General features: G+C 52.8%; 22 protein-coding genes. 6 read left to right on the top strand and 16 right to left on the bottom strand.

What is annotated here, in order from left to right; translation table 11 throughout:
• The first annotated feature begins 4 nt into the window (after window positions 1–4).
• Window positions 5–1,495 (top strand): hypothetical protein, encoded by a 1,491-nt coding sequence (locus TPRIMZ1_RS0116490; protein WP_010263213.1) that lies wholly within the window; start codon window positions 5–7, stop codon window positions 1,493–1,495.
• A 4-nt stretch (window positions 1,496–1,499) separates the two neighbouring features.
• Here TPRIMZ1_RS0116490 and TPRIMZ1_RS0116495 read toward each other — a convergent pair whose 3' ends face one another.
• From TPRIMZ1_RS0116495 to TPRIMZ1_RS0116530, 8 genes are all read right to left on the bottom strand, one after another.
• The gene (locus TPRIMZ1_RS0116495) at window positions 1,500–4,010 is read right to left on the bottom strand and encodes an ATP-dependent DNA helicase (protein WP_010263216.1); all 2,511 of its coding nucleotides are present in this window, start codon (window positions 4,008–4,010) and stop codon (window positions 1,500–1,502) included.
• A 63-nt stretch (window positions 4,011–4,073) separates the two neighbouring features.
• Window positions 4,074–4,361: a putative quinol monooxygenase gene (locus tag TPRIMZ1_RS0116500; protein WP_010263218.1), complete on the bottom strand. Its 288-nt coding sequence runs from the start codon at window positions 4,359–4,361 to the stop codon at window positions 4,074–4,076.
• A gap of 66 nt (window positions 4,362–4,427) precedes the next feature.
• On the bottom strand, window positions 4,428–4,844 hold the full coding sequence (locus TPRIMZ1_RS0116505) for an aspartyl protease family protein (RefSeq protein WP_010263224.1): 417 nt from the start codon (window positions 4,842–4,844) through the stop codon (window positions 4,428–4,430).
• A 186-nt stretch (window positions 4,845–5,030) separates the two neighbouring features.
• Entirely contained in the window at window positions 5,031–6,062 is a 1,032-nt protein-coding gene (locus TPRIMZ1_RS0116510) for an SPOR domain-containing protein (RefSeq protein ID WP_010263227.1), read from the bottom strand.
• A complete protein-coding gene (locus TPRIMZ1_RS0116515; protein ID WP_010263230.1) occupies window positions 6,049–6,384 on the bottom strand; it encodes a hypothetical protein in 336 nt (111 codons plus the stop codon). Before TPRIMZ1_RS0116515 ends, TPRIMZ1_RS0116510 begins: the two co-directional genes overlap by 14 nt.
• 39 nt (window positions 6,385–6,423) lie before the next feature.
• Window positions 6,424–7,806 (bottom strand): tRNA (N6-isopentenyl adenosine(37)-C2)-methylthiotransferase MiaB, encoded by a 1,383-nt coding sequence (gene miaB, locus TPRIMZ1_RS0116520; protein WP_010263233.1) that lies wholly within the window; start codon window positions 7,804–7,806, stop codon window positions 6,424–6,426.
• Window positions 7,807–7,812: 6 nt separating this feature from the next.
• On the bottom strand, window positions 7,813–8,190 hold the full coding sequence (locus TPRIMZ1_RS0116525; protein WP_010263236.1) for a hypothetical protein: 378 nt from the start codon (window positions 8,188–8,190) through the stop codon (window positions 7,813–7,815).
• Between the two features lie 30 nt (window positions 8,191–8,220).
• Window positions 8,221–8,916: a thiamine diphosphokinase gene (locus TPRIMZ1_RS0116530; protein WP_232616860.1), complete on the bottom strand. Its 696-nt coding sequence runs from the start codon at window positions 8,914–8,916 to the stop codon at window positions 8,221–8,223.
• On the opposite strand from TPRIMZ1_RS0116530, the gene TPRIMZ1_RS0116535 reads away from it, so the two are divergent.
• From TPRIMZ1_RS0116535 to TPRIMZ1_RS0116545, 3 genes are read left to right on the top strand one after another with little or no spacing between them, the layout of a single operon-like run.
• Entirely contained in the window at window positions 8,896–10,260 is a 1,365-nt protein-coding gene (locus TPRIMZ1_RS0116535) for a CCA tRNA nucleotidyltransferase (RefSeq protein ID WP_010263242.1), read from the top strand. The genes TPRIMZ1_RS0116530 and TPRIMZ1_RS0116535 overlap by 21 nt on opposite strands.
• Window positions 10,257–10,688 carry a hypothetical protein gene (locus TPRIMZ1_RS0116540; protein ID WP_010263245.1) on the top strand — a complete coding sequence of 144 codons (432 nt, stop codon included), beginning with the start codon at window positions 10,257–10,259 and terminating at the stop codon, window positions 10,686–10,688. Before TPRIMZ1_RS0116535 ends, TPRIMZ1_RS0116540 begins: the two co-directional genes overlap by 4 nt.
• A gap of 29 nt (window positions 10,689–10,717) precedes the next feature.
• Window positions 10,718–11,137, top strand: coding sequence for a hypothetical protein (locus TPRIMZ1_RS0116545; protein ID WP_010263248.1), 420 nt, complete (start codon window positions 10,718–10,720; stop codon window positions 11,135–11,137).
• Window positions 11,138–11,150: 13 nt separating this feature from the next.
• On the opposite strand, the gene TPRIMZ1_RS0116550 is transcribed toward TPRIMZ1_RS0116545, so the two are convergent.
• The 4 genes from TPRIMZ1_RS0116550 to TPRIMZ1_RS21190 all read right to left on the bottom strand — a co-directional run bounded on the left by TPRIMZ1_RS0116550 (window position 11,151) and on the right by TPRIMZ1_RS21190 (window position 12,478).
• Window positions 11,151–11,372: a hypothetical protein gene (locus TPRIMZ1_RS0116550; RefSeq protein WP_010263252.1), complete on the bottom strand. Its 222-nt coding sequence runs from the start codon at window positions 11,370–11,372 to the stop codon at window positions 11,151–11,153.
• A complete protein-coding gene (locus tag TPRIMZ1_RS0116555; protein ID WP_010263258.1) occupies window positions 11,369–11,569 on the bottom strand; it encodes a hypothetical protein in 201 nt (66 codons plus the stop codon). The genes TPRIMZ1_RS0116550 and TPRIMZ1_RS0116555 overlap by 4 nt, the downstream gene beginning before the upstream one ends.
• 317 nt (window positions 11,570–11,886) lie before the next feature.
• The gene (locus tag TPRIMZ1_RS0116560; RefSeq protein ID WP_010263261.1) at window positions 11,887–12,186 is read right to left on the bottom strand and encodes a HigA family addiction module antitoxin; all 300 of its coding nucleotides are present in this window, start codon (window positions 12,184–12,186) and stop codon (window positions 11,887–11,889) included.
• A 13-nt stretch (window positions 12,187–12,199) separates the two neighbouring features.
• Window positions 12,200–12,478, bottom strand: coding sequence for a type II toxin-antitoxin system RelE/ParE family toxin (locus TPRIMZ1_RS21190; RefSeq protein ID WP_010263265.1), 279 nt, complete (start codon window positions 12,476–12,478; stop codon window positions 12,200–12,202).
• Between the two features lie 518 nt (window positions 12,479–12,996).
• On the opposite strand from TPRIMZ1_RS21190, the gene TPRIMZ1_RS0116575 reads away from it, so the two are divergent.
• Together TPRIMZ1_RS0116575 and TPRIMZ1_RS0116585 are read left to right on the top strand one after the other, a co-directional pair.
• Window positions 12,997–13,248: a UPF0175 family protein gene (locus TPRIMZ1_RS0116575; protein WP_026043776.1), complete on the top strand. Its 252-nt coding sequence runs from the start codon at window positions 12,997–12,999 to the stop codon at window positions 13,246–13,248.
• Between the two features lie 515 nt (window positions 13,249–13,763).
• Entirely contained in the window at window positions 13,764–14,081 is a 318-nt protein-coding gene (locus TPRIMZ1_RS0116585) for an XRE family transcriptional regulator (RefSeq protein WP_010263273.1), read from the top strand.
• Between the two features lie 188 nt (window positions 14,082–14,269).
• On the opposite strand, the gene TPRIMZ1_RS0116590 is transcribed toward TPRIMZ1_RS0116585, so the two are convergent.
• The 4 genes from TPRIMZ1_RS0116590 to TPRIMZ1_RS19420 all read right to left on the bottom strand — a co-directional run.
• Window positions 14,270–14,608: a helix-turn-helix domain-containing protein gene (locus TPRIMZ1_RS0116590; protein WP_010263274.1), complete on the bottom strand. Its 339-nt coding sequence runs from the start codon at window positions 14,606–14,608 to the stop codon at window positions 14,270–14,272.
• Entirely contained in the window at window positions 14,592–14,975 is a 384-nt protein-coding gene (locus TPRIMZ1_RS0116595) for a type II toxin-antitoxin system RelE/ParE family toxin (protein WP_232616861.1), read from the bottom strand. Before TPRIMZ1_RS0116595 ends, TPRIMZ1_RS0116590 begins: the two co-directional genes overlap by 17 nt.
• A gap of 442 nt (window positions 14,976–15,417) precedes the next feature.
• Entirely contained in the window at window positions 15,418–16,164 is a 747-nt protein-coding gene (locus tag TPRIMZ1_RS0116600; RefSeq protein WP_010263284.1) for a hypothetical protein, read from the bottom strand.
• A gap of 410 nt (window positions 16,165–16,574) precedes the next feature.
• A partial coding sequence (locus TPRIMZ1_RS19420; RefSeq protein WP_010263290.1) for a DUF6273 domain-containing protein occupies window positions 16,575–17,760 on the bottom strand: 1,186 nt, incomplete at its 5' end.

Raw genomic sequence — 17,760 nt, forward strand, 5'->3', positions numbered from 1 at the left:
GTTCATGGGGCAGATTAAAGACAGGGAAGCATATACTAAGGTAACTGAAGCCTTCAAGCGGCAGCAAGGGGGCGTTACGGTTGCCGATATTGTGGCTAAGACGGCACTGCCCCTGAATACGGTCCGGGAACTGGTTCCCCGGGCAGCGGATGAGTATTCCGCCCGCCTCCAGGTAACCGAATCCGGGGAGATCCTCTACTCCTTTCCCCGGGGTTTTACCAGCAAATACCGCGGTTTTAAGGCGGGATTCAGCCGCTTCATGGAAAAATTCGGTAAGGCTTTGAAAATCGCCGCGGAGTTCGTATTTAAGATCTGGATCATGGTGATGCTGGTGGGCTATTTTGTCCTGTTCATGGTCATCGCCCTGGGGTCCCTGGTAATTTCCGTGGCCGCTTCCAACTCCAATAACCGTTCTTCCAACCGTAGCGGCGGGGGAATTGGGGGTATGTACTTCGCCTCCAGTATTTTTAACATGATAATCCGCATCTGGTTCTATTCCGAATTAACCAAATCCATGGATCGCCGGTACGGGTATGGCCGTTCCGTTCAGGCCCGTCCCAAGGGCCGGCCCCTGTACAAGGCGATTTTTTCCTTTGTATTTGGCGACGGGGACCCCAACGCCGACTGGCCACGCCGGGAAAAGCAGGCGGTGATCGCCTATATTCAGGCGAACCGCGGGGTCATTTCCCTGCCGGAGTTCATGACCCTCACCGGCAACAGCCCCGCCGAGGCTGAAGAACGGATCACCGGCTACTGCGCCGAATTCGGCGGTCTACCGGAGGCAAGCGACGACGGAACCGTGGTGTACCGCTTTGACGAACTGCTGTTACGGGTGGACAAAAAAGACCGTTCCTTTAACGATTTTTCCGCCCCCATAAAGCGGCTCTTCTCTTTTTCCTCAAACACTAAAAAAATGAACGGCTGGTTTGGGGTTATCAACGCAGTAAACCTGCTTTTTGGCGGCTACTTTCTCATTAACGCTTTCAACTCCGGGGCCATTGTCACCCAGGCCCATTTTGACGCCGCCTCTTACCTGTACGGATTCACCTACATCCTCTTTTCCCAGATAGCAGCCAACCCCTTAGCGGTGATAAGCATAGGTCTTGGGGTCGTACCCCTGGTCTTCTCGCTCCTCTTCTGGCTCATCCCCGGCCTCCGTTACCTGGGAATGAAGGGAACCAACGAAACCATCAAGCTGGAAAATCTGCGCAAAAGCGGTTACCGCCAAATCTGGGACACCCCGCTGGCGGTTAGACCTGCGGATATCGCCCCCAAAGCCGAAGAATGCCGCCCCAAAAACATGGCCGCCGCCCAGGACCGGGTAATCAAGGAAATCGGATCCTACGCGGTTCCGGATGTAACCATAGGTCCGGCGGGTGAAACGGTCTACACATTCAAGGAACTGGAGCGGGAAAAGAACGCGCTGAAGAAATACCGCTCAGAAATTAAACCCGACGCTTCCGCCCTGGGGAAAACGGTGTTTGACAGCGAATAAATCCCTAAAATAAAAAGCGTTCCATTTCCCGGAGCAGGCTTTCAAATTCTCCGAAACTCCGGCCGGTCTCCGGCAGGGAACGGAGGAAGAATTCCCCGTAGCGTTTGTGGAGCAGCCTGCCATCCAGGACCGCCACGACCCCGTGGTCGCTGGAACGGCGCATGAGCCGTCCAAATCCCTGTTTGAACTTCATCACCGATTCCGGGAGGGATAGTTCCATAAAGGAACTTTTGCCGCGATTTTCAAGGGCTTCACAGCGGGCCTTAAAGACCGGCTCGTTGGGGGCGCGGAAGGGGAGCCGGCAGAGTATTACCAGCCGGAGGGTATCCCCCGGGGCGTCCACTCCCTCCCAGAAGGAGTCGGTGGCGAAGAGTACACTGGTCCGATCCTGTAAAAAGGCTTGGAGGAGCCGGCTCCTGTCATCGTCCCCCTGTTTAAGGCACCGTATGCCCTGTTCTTCCAGGACCGGAGCGGCGGCGGCAAAGGCGCTTTTCAGCGACTCATAGGAGGTAAAGAGGATAAGGGCGGAACCTCCGGCGGTTTCTGCCAGCTGGGTTACGGCCTGATCCACAAAGGTACGGTAACTTGCATCGTCGGGCAGGGGTGCGTCCCGGGGAACCCCCAGGAGTACCGACCGGGAATAAGGGAAAGGACTGGGGAACCGGCCCGTAAGGACCGCCTTGTCGGAGGGGGCCGCAGTTCCGGTGTAGCCGAGACCGGATCGGTTCATCCAATAAGTGAAAGATTCAGCCACCGTGAGGGTGGCGGAAACGCAGACAACCGTTTTGTTGGGCTCAAAAAGCGCCTCCCGTAAGGCGGGGGCCACATCAATGGGGGTAACGGTGAGGACCGCCCAATCTGCTCCTGAGGATTTAGCGGCGGCTCCCCGCCCGGCGTGACGTTCTATCCACATAACTTCCTCGGGGCGCTCCTGGTATTCAATAAAGGAGCCGCAGACCGAGCCGATAGCCTCAAGACGCCGGGTTATGGACTTTATTTCCCAGACCGTGGGATCATCCGCGCTGTCTTCGGGAACAGTTTCCAGCATATCCCGGATAAGCCCCGCCAGGGCGGAGATTTTTTTTCGCAGCTCCAACAGCAAGGGTGTCAAGGCCGCAGCAATACTGCTTTCGTCAGCAGGGGTAAGACGAAAATTGCCCTCGGCCCGGCAGAAGTTTAGGGCGGATTCGTCCAGGGCGTCGGCGGTATCCCGGATAAACTGTACGGCCTCCGCCCCGTCGTCGAGCTTATCCTCCTGGCGGGACAGGGCGGCCAGCCGGACCAGGAGGCCCAGGCGCTGAGCGCGGCGATGGCGGTAGAGCCGGCCAAGCTGACGGTACAAGGATAGGCGGCTAAACTCTTTGGAAAAAAAGGATGTGGCGGCGCTTTCCATGGTATGGGCTTCGTCCATGATCACCCGGGTATAGGGGGGAAGTACCACGGTGGAGTCATACCCCGCGCCTTCCGCCCGGGCGGCAAGATCCGCAAAGAGGAGATGGTGGTTCACCACCAGGATACGGGCGTCCGCAGCTTCCTTGCGAAGGGCGAGGACGAAACAGCGTTCCCGCTCGGGACAGCGGAGGCCCATGCAGAGGTCCGCTTCGGAACAGACCCGGGACCAGAGGCTTTCGGCGGGTAAAAAGGAAAGGTCGGAACGGCTCCCGGTGGCGGTGGTTTCCGCCCACGCAGTAATACGCTCAAGGTCGTCCTTATCATCATCAAAAAGTTCAGTTTCCCTGAGCGTCTCCCCCAGACGGCGATGGCAGAGATAATTCCCCCGGCCTTTGATGAGCACCGCCTTGACTGCGGATCCCCGGCCCGATTTTTCCAGGGTTCCGTTTACCAGGGGTATATCCTTTTCGTAGAGCTGTTGTTGGAGGTTGATGGTGGCGGTGGAGAGTACGATCCGTTCATCGTTCTCCAGGGCGTAGCGCATGGCCGGAAGGAGGTAGGCAAAGGACTTCCCCACCCCGGTCCCCGCTTCGGCGGCAACCATGCTGTCTTCGTTAAAGCCCCGGATAATGAGCCGCATCAGACCGAGCTGGGAGGGCCGGCTTTCATAGGACTCCAGCTTCCGGGCAATGGACCCGCCCTCTTCCAGGGCTGCGCAGATGGTATCCGCATCCAGCAAAACCCGCTTCCGCCGCCGGGTCGGTTCGGCTACCACATAGACCTTGCTTACCCGGTTATCAACGATGAAGAACCCCGTCCCATCCGCAGCCGCATGGCCTGCTATGTCAAGGTCCTCGTCGCTGGGAACCAGGTACCCCGTTGGGTGGTTGTGGATGAGTACGTCGGGGGCATGAGATGAGTCGTCCGAAGGGCCTGCATCACCGGACCAATGCTGCAGGGCCAGCACCGAATCTTTATTACCCCGGGCCCGAATTACGAGCCGGGAAACCAGACCCTGGTCGTCCAGGTATCCAAGGGCAAAAACCTCGTTTCCCCGGGAGTCTTCTATTTCAGAACAGAGCTGTTCAATACATTGAGCGGAAAACCGTTTAGTCGCCTGCACCTGTCCAGTATCTTTTACCTACCGGGATATTTGCAAGGGGGGTGTGAAAAGGCCGTTTAACAGTTATTTAAATTCCTCAAGTACCTGTACTGCCAGGGGCTTGGAACTCAGTTCCCCAATCTTGGGGATAATCCGGGTGAAGTGTTCCGCGGCCATATGTTTATCCAGGACGGCCTGGCTGGCCCATTCCTCGATAAAGGTATAAATCTCCGGATTTTTGGGATCCGTAAAAAGCCGATATTCGATACACCCCTCTTCCTTCCGGGTTGCGGCGATAATTTCTCTGAACAGGGGAGCAGCGGCCTTTGCGTTTTCCGGTTTTATACGATTCTCTGCGATTACCTTTATCATGGTGTCCTTCCTTTTGGTTTTTCCTAGCGTACCCTTTTGCCAAATCGCTGTCAATGAGCCCCGCGTTTAATAGATAAACCCTACCGGTTCGTCGCCGTGGGCGCCAACCAGTTGCAGCCGTTTCGGGTCCACCATAAGGTCCATATCTTCCAGGGGGATTGCCCCGAGGAGCAGCATATCGGCGCCGGGAATCACCCAGGGTTCGCAAGTCATGGAGCGGTTTTTCCAACACACCCGTACGGTCTCGACCACCTTGCAGACCACCGGATCGCCATTCACCATGCGGGACTTCTTTACGTGCTCGGTCCGCAGGCCCAGTTCTTGCTGTACCGCTTCATTGATTATCAGGGTCGGCGCGCCGGTATCGACCACGCACTGTACCGTCATTTGACGGATTTCCGGCTCCTTGATAACTCCACACTCAACTCTGATTTCGTCTCCCTCATTTTTTAGGGTGATTTCTTCAAATACGGTTCCCACCATTTTGCCTCGCTCTCCATTAAGATTAGTGTACCATACCGGAGAAATGCGGACCAGGGCTGGGGTCTACCGGTCAACGGCCGGACTTCCCCTGCACCCTCTTTTATGGGGCAATACGATAAAACGCATTAGTCCGGATAAAAAAAACTGCCCTTTCGGACAGCTTTTAGGAGGAACCGCAATGTTATATTAAAATACCGGGAAGGATTCAAACCCCGCATCTTTCAGCCGTAAAATGGTCTGGTTGGAATTTTCCCCAGGGGGTAGGGTTACCGCCCAATAGGTGACACCGTTTACCAGCTTTTGGCTGACCGACGCCGTAAAGCCCCGGGAGGCAAGCCGGGATACCATGGCCTGGGCGTTTTCTTCCCGGCTAAAGAGGCCGGCCTGCAAGGCCCGGGGGCCGCCCGTACTTTCAGGCGCCACGGCTGTACTGGGAGCTGCGGCGGATAAGGCAGGAGCGGGCGGCTGATACTGAACCGGGGGATAGGCTGCGGGCTGGGTGGGGACCGCGGCGCCGATAGCTACGTTTCCCCGGCCGGGGAAGAAGAACCAGAGGGGCCGGTTATGGACGGAAACCGGGGCGTTAGTAACCGTATTGTCTGCGGCGATGGCCGCTTCACTTTCCAGGATGCGGGCTTCGGGGCTGCCCGGAAATTCCGACAGTATCTGTGCTTTATAGGCCGCATCACCAAAGAGCCGCCAAAAGGTATAGTAAATGGCCGGCCGGTAATCCTGAAATTCGGGCTTCTCCAGCAGGGCGTACAGGGAAGCGGTACTGCCATCGGTACCGCCATGGCGGAAAACTTCAATCTGGGCGGTGAGATATTGGGCATCCCGGGCAGCGGTAGTATCCCCGCCGCCGCTCAGTATACCCCGCAGGGCATCGGAGGCGGCGTCAAATTCCCCCAGGGCCAGGTAGCAAAGGGCGCTTTCCAGGAAACACCGGTCGTCCCGGTTTGCCGGGTCCGCCAGGGCAGCCTCGCGCCAGGCCTGGGCCGCTGTGTCCACGTTCCCCGAAAGCCGCTGCAGCTGGGCCAGCTTAATGTAGGCTTCACGCCGTTCGGAAGCGGAGATGGGGCTCCTCAATTTTCCTTCAATGCTCCGGATTTCCGCTGCCAGGGGAGAAGGACCCGTACCGGCGCTTTGACCGGAGACAGCTCCGCACAAAAACAGAAAAAGTACGGGGAGAACCAAAAAACGGGAATTAATCGATATCATAGGGACCTCCGATGGGAAAATCTTCAGGGGAAGGATCGCCCTTGCCCCGCTTTTTTCCAGGAGCCGGGAACTGACCGGGGAGAACGCCCCCGGAATTACCGGCTTTATTTTTTTTGGACCGTTTAAAGCCTATGGAAACCGCGAAGGGGATAGAACAGAGCAGCCCAAAAACAAAGGATGCAAAAATAGGCAGGAATACGGGAACCGGTTCCTTGGTCGCCCAAAATCCAAAGGAAATAATACAACGGTTATCCAGGTTCAACCCGATAAACGCAAGAAAAATCACCAGAATAAGAACCAGTCCTAAAAGTCGCCAGGGCATTAAATTAACTCCTTTATAGTGCGGCAACTGCCGCACATTTCAATCGAAGCGAAACGGAGTTTCGCATAACTCCTTTGCACGGAAGGTATTACCGCGCAGGGACGAAAGGCTTACCTGGGCAAAGCTGCCGATTGCCGAAGTAGTGCCAGGGACCGCAACCATTTCGTCACGCTCCGTACGTCCTATTAATTCATCGGCATTTTTTCGTGAAATTCCTTCAATTAATATAGTTTCCCGGGAACCGACGCGCCGTTTCAGCAGTTCCTGGGTATGTTTCTTCTGCAAAGCGATAACCCGGGCCAGCCGGTTCCGCTTGAGCTCCTCCCCTACCCGGCCCGGAAAATCGTAGGCCGCAGTCCCTTCCCGGGGATTGTAGTGGTACATATAGGCGTAATGGAATTTTACCCGCTCCATCAGGTCAAGGGTGAGTTCCAGGTCCTCCTCGGTTTCCCCGGGGAAGCCCACCAGAAAATCCGTGGAAAGGGAGATGTCCGGCATGGCCTGCCGGATTTCATCCACCAACTCCAGGTACCGCTCCCGGGTATAGCGGCGGTTCATGGCGTTAAGCACCGCGTTGGAACCATGCTGTACGCAGAGGTGGAGGTGACGGCAAAAAACCGGATGTTCCGCCATAACCCGGATAGCCTGGGAGGAGAGGTCCTTGGGATGGCTCGACAGAAAACGTACCCAGCGTATGGGGCTGCTTTCCGTCTCGTGGGCCACCAGTTCCAAAAGCGCCGGGAAGTCCACCGGCGCCCGCTCTCCATCCTCGAAGCGGTAGGAATTGACATTCTGTCCCAGCAGGGTAATTTCCCGGACACCCCGATCCGAGAGGAGGCGGATCTCCTCCGCGATAGAAGCGGGGCTGCGGGATATTTCCCGGCCGCGGACATAGGGCACGATACAGTAGGAACAGTAATTGTTGCAGCCGTGCATGATGGGAACAAAACTGCGAAACCGGCCTTCCTCAAGGTGGGAAGACGAAAAGGAAAACTGCGGTTTTTCGCCGGTCAGTATTGCTGTTATTGAATCATCAGACCGAAGGTCCGGGCCCTGCCCTTTTTCCAGGGTTTCCAGGATTGCCGGGAAAACCGAGCGGGATGCGGTGCCCATCACATAATCTACCGCGTCAAACTTTTCCTTAAGACCTTCCCCCAGGCGTTCCGCCATACAACCCGCCACGATCAGGGTAAACGGCTGTCCCAGGCTCCGGCGCTTTTTTTTAAGGGACTGGTACTGCGCCAGCCGGCCAAACACCCGCTGTTCCGCAGTCTGCCGTACCGAACAGGTATTAAGGATCGTCAGATCGGCGCTTTCTCCGTTTTCCACCGCGGACCAGCCCCGCTCCCTAAGCACCAAAGCCAGGGCCGCCGATTCGGCGCTGTTCATCTGACACCCGTAGGTTTCAAAAAAATAGGTCACGATGCCCTAGGATCTGCCCTTAAGGCCCTTGATAAATTTGATACCGTTCCAGATCCCCATAACCAGGAGCCCCAGGGCGCTTATCCCCAGGAGGGTCCCCGACAGAGCGGAGATTGGTTTTATCGGAGCACGGGAAAGAATGGCAAGCCCCCCCGCCGCAGCCGCCAGGAGCCCGGGTTTCCGGTCATCCGGATCCTTGGACAAAACACCGCCTAGACCAACCACACCAACAACCAACCCTGCGATGATGCCCAAAAACGATGGAAGGGCGCGGATAATCATAAGCACAACACCCCCCGCGATGCCGCCCACGGCAGTTACGCCCTGTTTAGCCAATACATTGGTGGGCGTATAGTTCCCGTTACCGGGTATTAAATCACTCATAGTTTTCCTCTATAACCTAATATACTATTTTCAGTCCTTCTTAAAAGGCATAATCACCAGAAAACGTCCCCGCACGGCCCGTATGGAAAAGCCCCCCTCCAAAGCCACGTTGCTGATCCCAAAGAAGCCCCGTTTCCAGGGGAGCCCCGCCAGGGGCCACTGCAGACCCCGGCTTTCCGCTTCCCAGGGACCGGTTCCCAGGGGAAACACCGAAACCAGGCTTTTCGGGGCGATGGTCAGGGTAAGCGCTTCCCGGACCTGGCGTATGTCCTCCCCTGCGGTGATCCACCGGTCGGGACTCCTGTCCCGTTCAAAAAGAGCCTGGATCGCCAGGAGGTGATCCGTGCGGCCGCCCCCGCCGCCGACAAGCCATATTTCGTCACAGCCCTGTTCCCAGAGCAGGGAGAGCAGCAGTTCCGTATCGGTATCATCCTTGTCCGGACGGTGGCGGATAACCCGGTCCGGCGGGTACGCATCCAGCCGGCGGAGATCATCCAGGGAATCCATGTCCCCCACTATCCAGTCAGGGCGGAGCCCCGCAGCCTCGGCGGCCACAAGCCCCGAATCGGCGGCGGCGATGAGGCCCGCGTCCCCTACCAGGGTGGCGCTCAGTTTTGCCCCCGGCCCTTCCCCGCCGATAAAACCGATACCCCGCACGGTTCCTCCCATTATCAGAATAGGGTCATTATAGTATAGTAGGGTCCAATGGGCAATGTCGTTATTCATCCTATACTGAAAGAGGTCGCTTCCGTTTTTACCCGGGTGGGGAAGCAGGTGTTCCTGGTTGGGGGGGCCGTGCGGGATCTGTTCCTGGGCAAGGAAGCCCAGGACTGGGACCTGGCCACCAATGCCCGGCCCGAAGAAGTTACGTCCCTGTTCCGCCGGGTTATCCCCACGGGGATCAAACACGGAACCGTCACGATCCGGTACAAGGGCTATTCCATGGAGGTAACCACCTTCCGCACCGAATCCACCTACAGCGACGGACGGCGCCCCGACCATATCGAATACGCCGCGACTATTGAAGAAGATCTTTCCCGGCGGGATCTGACCATGAACGCCATCGCCCTGGCCCTTCCCGGGGGTGAACGGGTGGATCCCTTTCAGGGCTATGATGATATCAAGGCCCGGCGTATCCGCTGCGTGGGCAATGCGGAAGAACGGTTCCGGGAAGACGGCCTGCGTCCCCTGCGGGCGGTACGGTTTGCCTCCCAGCTTGGCTTTACCGTGGACGATGCAACCCTGGCCGCCATTCCCGGGGCGCTTTCCACCACCGCCAAGGTTTCCCCGGAACGGATCCGGGATGAACTGGAAAAGATCCTTAGCTCCCAAAAACCATCCACCGCATTACTGCTCATGGAAAAAGCCGGGCTCCTGGAACTGTTACTCCCGGAACTGACCGCCTGCCGGGGCATAGACCAGAAGGGCTTCCATCGTTTTGACGTTCTGGACCATTCCCTCCTGGCCTGCGACTACGCCGCCCGCCAAAAATTTTCCCATGAAGTACGTCTGGCCAGCCTCTTCCACGACATCGGCAAACCGATGGTTCGTAAACTGGACGAGACCGGCGTATGGACCTTCTACCAGCACGAAAAAGTTTCCGCCCGTTTAGCCCGAAACATTGGTCTCCGTTTTCGCTACCCCAATGCGGTGATCGACCGGGTGGTCCATCTGGTAGAGGAGCACATGTTCCACTACGAGGAAATTTGGAGTGACGCCGCGGTCCGCCGGCTCATTATCCGTGTGGGAAAAGAATACCTGGATGATATCTACGCCCTGCGCCAAGCCGACGCCTACGCCACCGCAGGCACTGAACCGGAACCCGGCTTCCTCGCCCCCCTGGTAAGCCGCATCGACCGCATCCTCGCCCAGGGCCGGGCGCTCTCCCTTAAGGACCTGGCAATCTCCGGAGAGGATCTTATGGATATGGGGGTTGCCCGGGGACCGCATATAGGAATAATCCTCAAGGAACTGCTGGAAGCGGCGCTGGACGACCCGGAACTCAACACCCGGGAAAAGCTGTTGGAAATAGCGGGAAAGCTGAACGGGAGATATACGGAGGGCAAATGAAAAAACTACTGATCATACTTATATCAGCATTACTGCTCGCTTCCTGCATATCTACCAAGTCCGGCGGGGCCAATTATCCACGGGATGTAACAATACAAATACTATCCGGCAGCGCCAGTGTACGGATATTTGGAAGCATACGGGAAAATGTCTATTTTAATTTCCCCACCGGTGATGAAGATGTGGATAAACGATTACGCGAAACCCCGGTAATCCAGGAGGGACGGGTAACCACGGACGACACGATTATTCTTACGGAGGGGCAGGAATACAAATATTCCCTGCAAACGGCGGAAACAGCTATGGTAACGATTTATTCTATCAACGATAGTGACATCGCATTCATCGTTACCGAATACGGCAGGGACAGGCGGTATACGGCGAAGGGGACGAATAGGCTGGGGACCACGGTTAGTTTCAGGAATTAGGTCAGGTGAAAAGAATAAGGAGAGTAACAATGGTAGTAAAATTTGAAAGGAAAGTCCGTGTTATCATCGTTTGTTTCTTATTGGCTGTTATAAACAATGCCTTTGGGCAAGAAACCCAATCATTTGAGGGCGAATGGACAAATATAACTTCAACGATGCTTGCCTATCAGTTTTTCTTAAATGATAATAGTGAAATATCAGCAACCATGATTGTTTTTTCAGGGAACACGTGTACTATCAAGTCTATACAAGGTGTTTTAGGTATGGGGACACAAACAACATGGGAAGGAACATTCACGGTAAATACGCGAAATAAAACCATTGACCTTATTGATGATTTTGGTGATGCTGAAAGATACCGATATGTATTTTCAGAGGACGAAGAAAACGTAATATTAAAACTAAAAGACACTGATGGTGATATTACAACCTGGTATAAAAGCAAGTAAGATTATCCGGTGGTCATGATGCCGATATCAAACGCTCGACCACGATATGGGAGACATAGTCATTTACCGATTGCGCACTTTTATCCGCATTATATCTGATTGTATTTACAATCTCTTCCGGCAACTGTAATGTTTTCAATAACAATTCACCACGTGCCGCATCAACAACGTATTTTGCTTTGTCCGGCATTATCTCATCGCCCTTTTTCCAAATTACCTTTCCATCACTACTCATTTCAATACCTCTTCAAGAAGTTTCTCGTTATTTGACGTTATCAAATCCGCATGTATGACAAAAATCTGACCGTTTGTTCCTGTATCCGTAATCACTTCTACCGCTCTTGCTTTTGAATCAAAGCCTAAAAACAACAATTTCTCCGGAGCTTCTCTCAGTTCAGCAATCACATACGGTTCGGCGATAACTGCCAACATATCAACATCTGATATTCCATGTTTTCGCTGAATTAAGAATAATCATTACCATTCTCTCCAATATCCAGTATACCCCTATATGCCCTCCACGGCAAGGGTACTCATAAATCGGCTCGGCGAGGGGGTGTCAAATGGCGGCTTTTAGTTCTTTGCGGACCAGCTCACCGGGCACAATATTATAAACTTAAGAAGAATAATAAACTGGTATAGGATTGTCGATTCATGGGGGGGGGGGGGGGGGGGGGCTTGTCAACAGGGAACAACGGCGCGGAGAAAAAGGCGCCAGGAACGTTTTTTTTACGTACCCAGGGATTGATTTATGCGCTTACGCCCATTGGAGGAAAATCTTTAATACCCGATAGTTCATATTGCTCCGCTTCCCAAAGGGTCCGTTTTATTTGCATGGTAAGCCAGCTTTCTGCCGTGGTGTGGGTGGCTTTGGCAATCCGTATTGCCATTACAGGGCTCAATGCCGACTTTTCGTTGACAAACTCAGAGAGCGTTTTCCGTGTTACACCGAGTAAATCAGCCGCATCGGTAATAGTCAAATTAAGCGGAACAAGAACATCTTCCAAAAAAACCTTTCCCGGATGCACCGGTTTTCGTATTTGCTTCATTATCCTCCTCCTTCTAATGATAATCCTGATAATCCACAATATGCGCGTCATTGTTTTCAAATCGAAAGGTTACACGCCAATTCCCATTTACTGAAACCGACCATACGCCCTTCTCCTGCCCAGAAAGTTCGTGCAGACGGTAACCGGGTAAGTTCATGTCACAGGGTGAAAGACTGGTATCCAAACGGTCAAGAATCCGTTCCAGCTTATCTGCGTGAGCGGGAATGATCCCCCTCTTGGTTCCCGACAAGAAGAATTGCTCAAGTCCCTTGTGCTTGAATGAACCTATCATTAAGTTTATATTCTATGCTGTAACGTGCAACGTGTCAATACTCCGGATACGAGATGCGTGAAAAAGGCATCTGGCGCCGGTTGGGTGTCCAGTCAGGTGCCATGCACGCTTTTTTCGGGCGAAAATTCATGGTAAAAAATATCGACCGGTGTGATGAAATAATGAAAGCCATGCCGATGGTTTATGTCTGATAAAGCCGATACTTTTAACCGGCAACGTTCAGAGTAGAGTAATACTATACTGTTAGGCTTTCCCATCATATTCGGCGCCGGGTACTCTTTTTTGCCGTAAGAAGAATTTCACCACGGAGGACACGAAGGGACACAAAGGTGAATAGGAAAAGATCATAGGACTACCCGTCTTATTAGGTCAGTATCTGGGCTCAATGTTTGTCATTTAATTCCTTCACCGGCCGATGTACCAAATGAAACTACCCCAATTGCGACGCCATATGGTGACAGTCACGTTTTTTCACATCTGATATAGACAAATCCGCTTTATTTTTGTATACTTTTATTATGGAAAGGCAGATAACCATAAATTATCCTGAAGTCCTCGCCGCTTCCCTCAAAATGGCCAGTGGTGAATTCGAGAAGGAAATAAAAACCCTCTCTATGGTTAAACTCTACGAATTGGGTAAGGTATCCTCCGGCATGGCTGCCAAGGTACTCGATATTACCCGTATACGTTTCCTTGACCTGCTCTCCATCTATCACGTCTCATACTTTCCGGAAGCAGAAGAGCTGGAAGCTGATTTTATCAATGCCTAAAGTCGTCTCCAATACCACACCCATTTTATCTCTGTTAAAAATTGGAAAGTTAAACCTGTTAAAAGACCTGTACCAAAGCGTCCTCATTCCCCTGTCCTTGCGGAAGAAAAGTAGGATACCAAGAGTCTGTCCTGCCCTTGATACTGATATTTTGATAGCAGCCTATTGCATCAAGAATAATCTGACCCTCATAACAAATAATACAAACCATTATAAAGACATAAAAGGTCTACAAGTAGACAACTGAAATTGATTTCTTGCTACGGCGCCGGGCACTCTTTTTTGCCGTAAGAAGAATTTCACCACGGAGGACACGAAGGGACACAAAGGTGAATAGGAAAAGATCATAGGACTACCCGTCCTATTCCATTTTAAAAATGAAATTCATTTATGTGGGATATTATTAGGAGGGGATAAAAAAGGAAAAGATGAAAAGCTATTTTATAAAGGGCTTATAAGAGATGCGGAAGAACTGATAGGAAAATACAGGAACCAAAAATGGGAGGAGGAATAACATGGCCGGAAAATCAAAGAATGCTATTTTAGCAATGGAATCAATGATGTCCCCTGAATCTGTTCAGAGGACGCGAATAAAAGCTGAACAGGAAATATTGACCATTAAACTTGGTCAATTAAGGGAAAAGAGGGGGTTAAAACAAAATGAAATAAATAACTTTAGCCAGACATCAGTTTCCCGGCTGGAAAAACGAAAGGATATAAAAATATCAACATTGGTTGAATATTTAAATAGCCTAGGCATGGGATTGGAAATAAAAACATACCCAATAGACAAGAACAACAAATTAAAGGCACAGGTATTATTAAAAACATAAATATCTATGCTCGGCTTTCCCGCCCTGGTACTCACCTAAAGGGGAACGCCTTTTTTTGCGTTTTCCCTAGCCGTACGGCGCAGTTCGCCCCAGAAAAAGGGGACCATGTAAACTACGGCGATTTAGACCAACCGGTCCGGCGCAAGTGATCCAGCAGTCCGGCCAAAAATGATCCACCGGCTGCGATGTCAACCCGCCACGCGGATTATTTCCAGTTCTCGAAGGGCATTGGGGCTTTTTTCCAGGATTTGTAAAAGGCGACAGGAAGCGCCGGAGGGGGTGTTGACACCGCTTTCCCAGCTTTCCACGGTTTTTTGGCTAACCCCCATGCAGATCGCAAAAGACTTCAAGGTTAAGTTGCTCCGCAATCGGATCTGCCTGATAGCCTCCCGGTCATAGACATGGAGGGGTGCAATGGTGATATCCGGCGCCTCGGCCACCCGAACCCGCGCCTTGGTTTTGTCTCCCTGGGCGTAATCCAGCACGTCATTAAGGCCTTCCATAATGCTTTCATATTGTTTGCTCATTTCCCAATTCCTCCACAATCAGTTTCACCACTTTTTTAATCTTGTTTTTTTCGTCTTTGGTCAAATTGTCTTTCTCATTTTTTGGGAATAGATCAATCATACAGATGATTTGCGCGGTGGGCATGTCAATATAGAGAACCCGAACTCCACCGCTTTTTCCACCGCCCTCTAAATTCCAGCGGACTTTGCGCAGACCTCCGGTTCCTTCCATCATTTTGCCCAAGGCAGGATTTTCCAAGAGCGCGTCTTCCAGCTTGCGCAGATCCTCGGCAGTCAGACCTAGGGCGTCCCATTCCCGATCAAACTTTTTAGCGTAAACAAACATCCGGTTCAGACGATTTCCTCCTAAAAACCATACAAATAGCATAACCCTATTTGATAGGGTTTGTCAAGAGACAAAATAGAACTTCCTTCGTTGTTTCAGGGGAAGATAAATGATCCAGATCTCCGGGCGGGCTCGCATCTCGGAAATCCGGATCATTTATTCCCGTGTCCATGGATCACTTGGGCCGGATCGGTGGGTCATTTCGACCGTAGTTTACAGACCAGGAACGATAATTTCATAACAGCTCCTTTGTGGAGCTTAAGCCCAGGTTTTAGACACGGCTCTTTGGCCCGCTGCGTATATAAGGGAGTTATGATGAAAAACGCTTTACCCTGAGGATCGATTTTTTAAAATTCGTATGGGGTGATTCGTGGCGAGGGGTACATATGCGGCTGATTTACTCGGCCTAACTAGGAGAAGTAATACTGTGACCGGATCAAGAGACTCCAAGCCTGCGCAAGGTCCCCCCGACGCAGAACCGCTGTCAACCGGAAACGCCTCCCAATCCGTCAAGCCCCAGAGCCGAGGCGATTTGCTCATCACTCAGCCCCAAGTCCCGCAGTTTTTGGACCGCTTGCTGTTCCATTTGCCGCCGCTCCTGCTCCGCTTGCCGCCGCTCCTGCTCCAAAGCCCGAATTTTCCCGCCATATTCCAACTCAGCATCTTTATACCCGGCCCGCCTTGCGCTGACCATACCACTCTGGTAATCCAGTTGGTTCTTCAGTTCATGGTTAAGCCGCGCCCGCATTATCTCGTCCTGGCTTACCGTTAAAAGTTCCGTCGTTGCCATGGCTATCCCTTCCTCATGGTTTAGTATTTCGTTAATCAAATCCCGACGTGTTGGGTCCTGAATAAACCGAAAAAACACCGCCCACCGCTCAATCACCGTCATTTCAGGAACCGGTTTCGTCAGGAATTGTTCCGCTTTCGGTAATTCTACATCAATTATAGAGGTCAGACCGTTAAATGGCAAGTTGTGTTCCGAATCATAATAATTGACGGCGTTAACCGGTGGTTCATTGGCAATAACGGAAACGACAGTGACCGGCCGCTGTATGACAGCCGAGACGAGGAAGCGCAGGGCGCTGCGGGACTCAGCCGTCTCCCGGGTTAGAACAGCCTTAAAGACCGGGTCGCGGGTGATGTCCAGAGGGTCGTCTTCCGGCCTCAGCTGGATCCGTTTTTTCTCATAGAACTCTTCTGCGGGTTTGTCAAAATCATTGTTTTGCATGTAATTTATCTCCTTACAGGGAAGATGCCCTTGGGGAGAAATTTGCTTTAGTGGTTGGAGAAATTTTTCACTTTTTTTAACACAAGCGGCCCAATGGGTGAGGGCCAATAGAGGTCGGACGTTACTTTTCGGTAGTGGCTACAACACAGAGTACATATATGGTGTAGGGTAAAGGATGGTACACTAGGCAAATTCAGCGTCAGGTACACTTTTGCGCCATGTGGTATAGCAGATAGGGAGAATTTTAACCGCTAAGGACACGAAGGCGCAGAAGGGAAGAAAACCGGGCGCTGGCATTAAAAAACACCTTCAGGCTTACCCGTCATGGTACTCGCCTAAAGGCACGTCTATTGACAGCGGGGAAAGCATTGCTTCCCCGCATACACATTCCCCCTCCTGATGTCCGTGTGCTACCGCACACAGAAAGCAGGGGCGCAGCCACCAACCGCAGACGCACGGCTGACGTCGGCATAACCATAGGTGCCCACATCAAAGAAATAGGAGTTCGCCCCAGAAAAGGGTGAAGCCGTCCAATACCACCATACTGCATTAGAGCTGTGGTACTTTAACCTTTCTGCGTCGCTCGTATAGTATGCAAGGTGTACCTGATTTGCAAAGTTTTCATAGGACAAATAGAGTGCCGGACCAAACAGTTCCCATACTGTGGGGAGCCAGAGCTTGTCTTCAATGAGATCCGCAGCTGTCGCTCCAGTTCCGCCATTTGCCACATAGCGCTTGGGCGCCCAAAGCGCCTCATCCGGTACGCCTGCCGCAACAAGACCGGCAAGGAAGCTTCCGCTGCCCGGATCGGTTGTGGGTACAAGGTATTTCCGCATTTCACTGCCCAAATATCCATTAGCATTGGTGTTGGTCGCTTCCATTCGGCGCTCCACCGGCACATTTTGGAACTGGAACACCACATGTTTTGTGGCGTCGTTAGCGGTTTCGGTATAGGTACCGTCCGAATGGAATGAGTTAATGCCCACCACCATAAGCCGCAGGAGTTTGCCATGTGCGCCTAAATCAGTGTTACTTTCGTTGAATGCCCCTTCTCCGTTGTACGCGTCAACCTGGAGACTGGGCAGGTCAATATAATCTCCCAGTTGTATAATACTTGCCAGGTCTTCGTCCCCTGCTTTCGGCGTAGAAATCAGGCCGCTCAGGGCTTTGAATGTATCGCCTACCCCGGCGGCGCCGCTTGCCGAAATGCCGAACAGGTCTTTAAGGTCCATGGGGCCTGCGGTATGGACGCCAAGGGTATAGGCCGCAGTAGCCGGAAACACAATCGTTACGGTCCCGCTGCCAGCCGCGTTCGTCACGTTTGCCCCGGTATAAGTAAAACTGTCTGCCGTTACACCGGTAAGGGTATAGCCGGGTTTGGCGGTCAGGGTAACAATGGCCTGGTATACCGTGGCGGGGGCAAAATTCCCGGCGAATGATGCCCCATCGCTCTTTTGCCAGATGATGGTTCCGGTGTATTGGCTCTGGTCAATCGGCGTGGTAACCGGGGCAGTATCTTTAACCGGCGCCATAACCAGATCGTTTAGGCTCAAGACGTTTATAACCGTGTCGCTGGTGATGGTAACATTCACCGTG

The sequence above is a fragment of the Treponema primitia ZAS-1 genome (genome assembly GCF_000297095.1).
Lineage (GTDB): Bacteria > Spirochaetota > Spirochaetia > Treponematales > Breznakiellaceae > Termitinema > Termitinema primitia_A.

Coding starts and splice junctions, on each gene's coding strand:
- TPRIMZ1_RS0116490 (WP_010263213.1), top strand. CDS start 5: ATGGGGCAGATTAAAGACAGGGAAGCATATACTAAGGTAACTGAAGCC.
- TPRIMZ1_RS0116500 (WP_010263218.1), bottom strand. CDS start 4,361: ATGATAAAGGTAATCGCAGAGAATCGTATAAAACCGGAAAACGCAAAG.
- TPRIMZ1_RS0116505 (WP_010263224.1), bottom strand. CDS start 4,844: ATGGTGGGAACCGTATTTGAAGAAATCACCCTAAAAAATGAGGGAGAC.
- TPRIMZ1_RS0116510 (WP_010263227.1), bottom strand. CDS start 6,062: ATGATATCGATTAATTCCCGTTTTTTGGTTCTCCCCGTACTTTTTCTG.
- TPRIMZ1_RS0116515 (WP_010263230.1), bottom strand. CDS start 6,384: ATGCCCTGGCGACTTTTAGGACTGGTTCTTATTCTGGTGATTTTTCTT.
- TPRIMZ1_RS0116525 (WP_010263236.1), bottom strand. CDS start 8,190: ATGAGTGATTTAATACCCGGTAACGGGAACTATACGCCCACCAATGTA.
- TPRIMZ1_RS0116535 (WP_010263242.1), top strand. CDS start 8,896: ATGGGCAATGTCGTTATTCATCCTATACTGAAAGAGGTCGCTTCCGTT.
- TPRIMZ1_RS0116530 (WP_232616860.1), bottom strand. CDS start 8,916: ATGAATAACGACATTGCCCATTGGACCCTACTATACTATAATGACCCT.
- TPRIMZ1_RS0116540 (WP_010263245.1), top strand. CDS start 10,257: ATGAAAAAACTACTGATCATACTTATATCAGCATTACTGCTCGCTTCC.
- TPRIMZ1_RS0116545 (WP_010263248.1), top strand. CDS start 10,718: ATGGTAGTAAAATTTGAAAGGAAAGTCCGTGTTATCATCGTTTGTTTC.
- TPRIMZ1_RS0116550 (WP_010263252.1), bottom strand. CDS start 11,372: ATGAGTAGTGATGGAAAGGTAATTTGGAAAAAGGGCGATGAGATAATG.
- TPRIMZ1_RS0116555 (WP_010263258.1), bottom strand. CDS start 11,569: ATGTTGGCAGTTATCGCCGAACCGTATGTGATTGCTGAACTGAGAGAA.
- TPRIMZ1_RS0116560 (WP_010263261.1), bottom strand. CDS start 12,186: ATGAAGCAAATACGAAAACCGGTGCATCCGGGAAAGGTTTTTTTGGAA.
- TPRIMZ1_RS21190 (WP_010263265.1), bottom strand. CDS start 12,478: ATGATAGGTTCATTCAAGCACAAGGGACTTGAGCAATTCTTCTTGTCG.
- TPRIMZ1_RS0116575 (WP_026043776.1), top strand. CDS start 12,997: ATGGAAAGGCAGATAACCATAAATTATCCTGAAGTCCTCGCCGCTTCC.
- TPRIMZ1_RS0116585 (WP_010263273.1), top strand. CDS start 13,764: ATGGCCGGAAAATCAAAGAATGCTATTTTAGCAATGGAATCAATGATG.
- TPRIMZ1_RS0116590 (WP_010263274.1), bottom strand. CDS start 14,608: ATGAGCAAACAATATGAAAGCATTATGGAAGGCCTTAATGACGTGCTG.
- TPRIMZ1_RS0116595 (WP_232616861.1), bottom strand. CDS start 14,975: ATGCTATTTGTATGGTTTTTAGGAGGAAATCGTCTGAACCGGATGTTT.
- TPRIMZ1_RS0116600 (WP_010263284.1), bottom strand. CDS start 16,164: ATGCAAAACAATGATTTTGACAAACCCGCAGAAGAGTTCTATGAGAAA.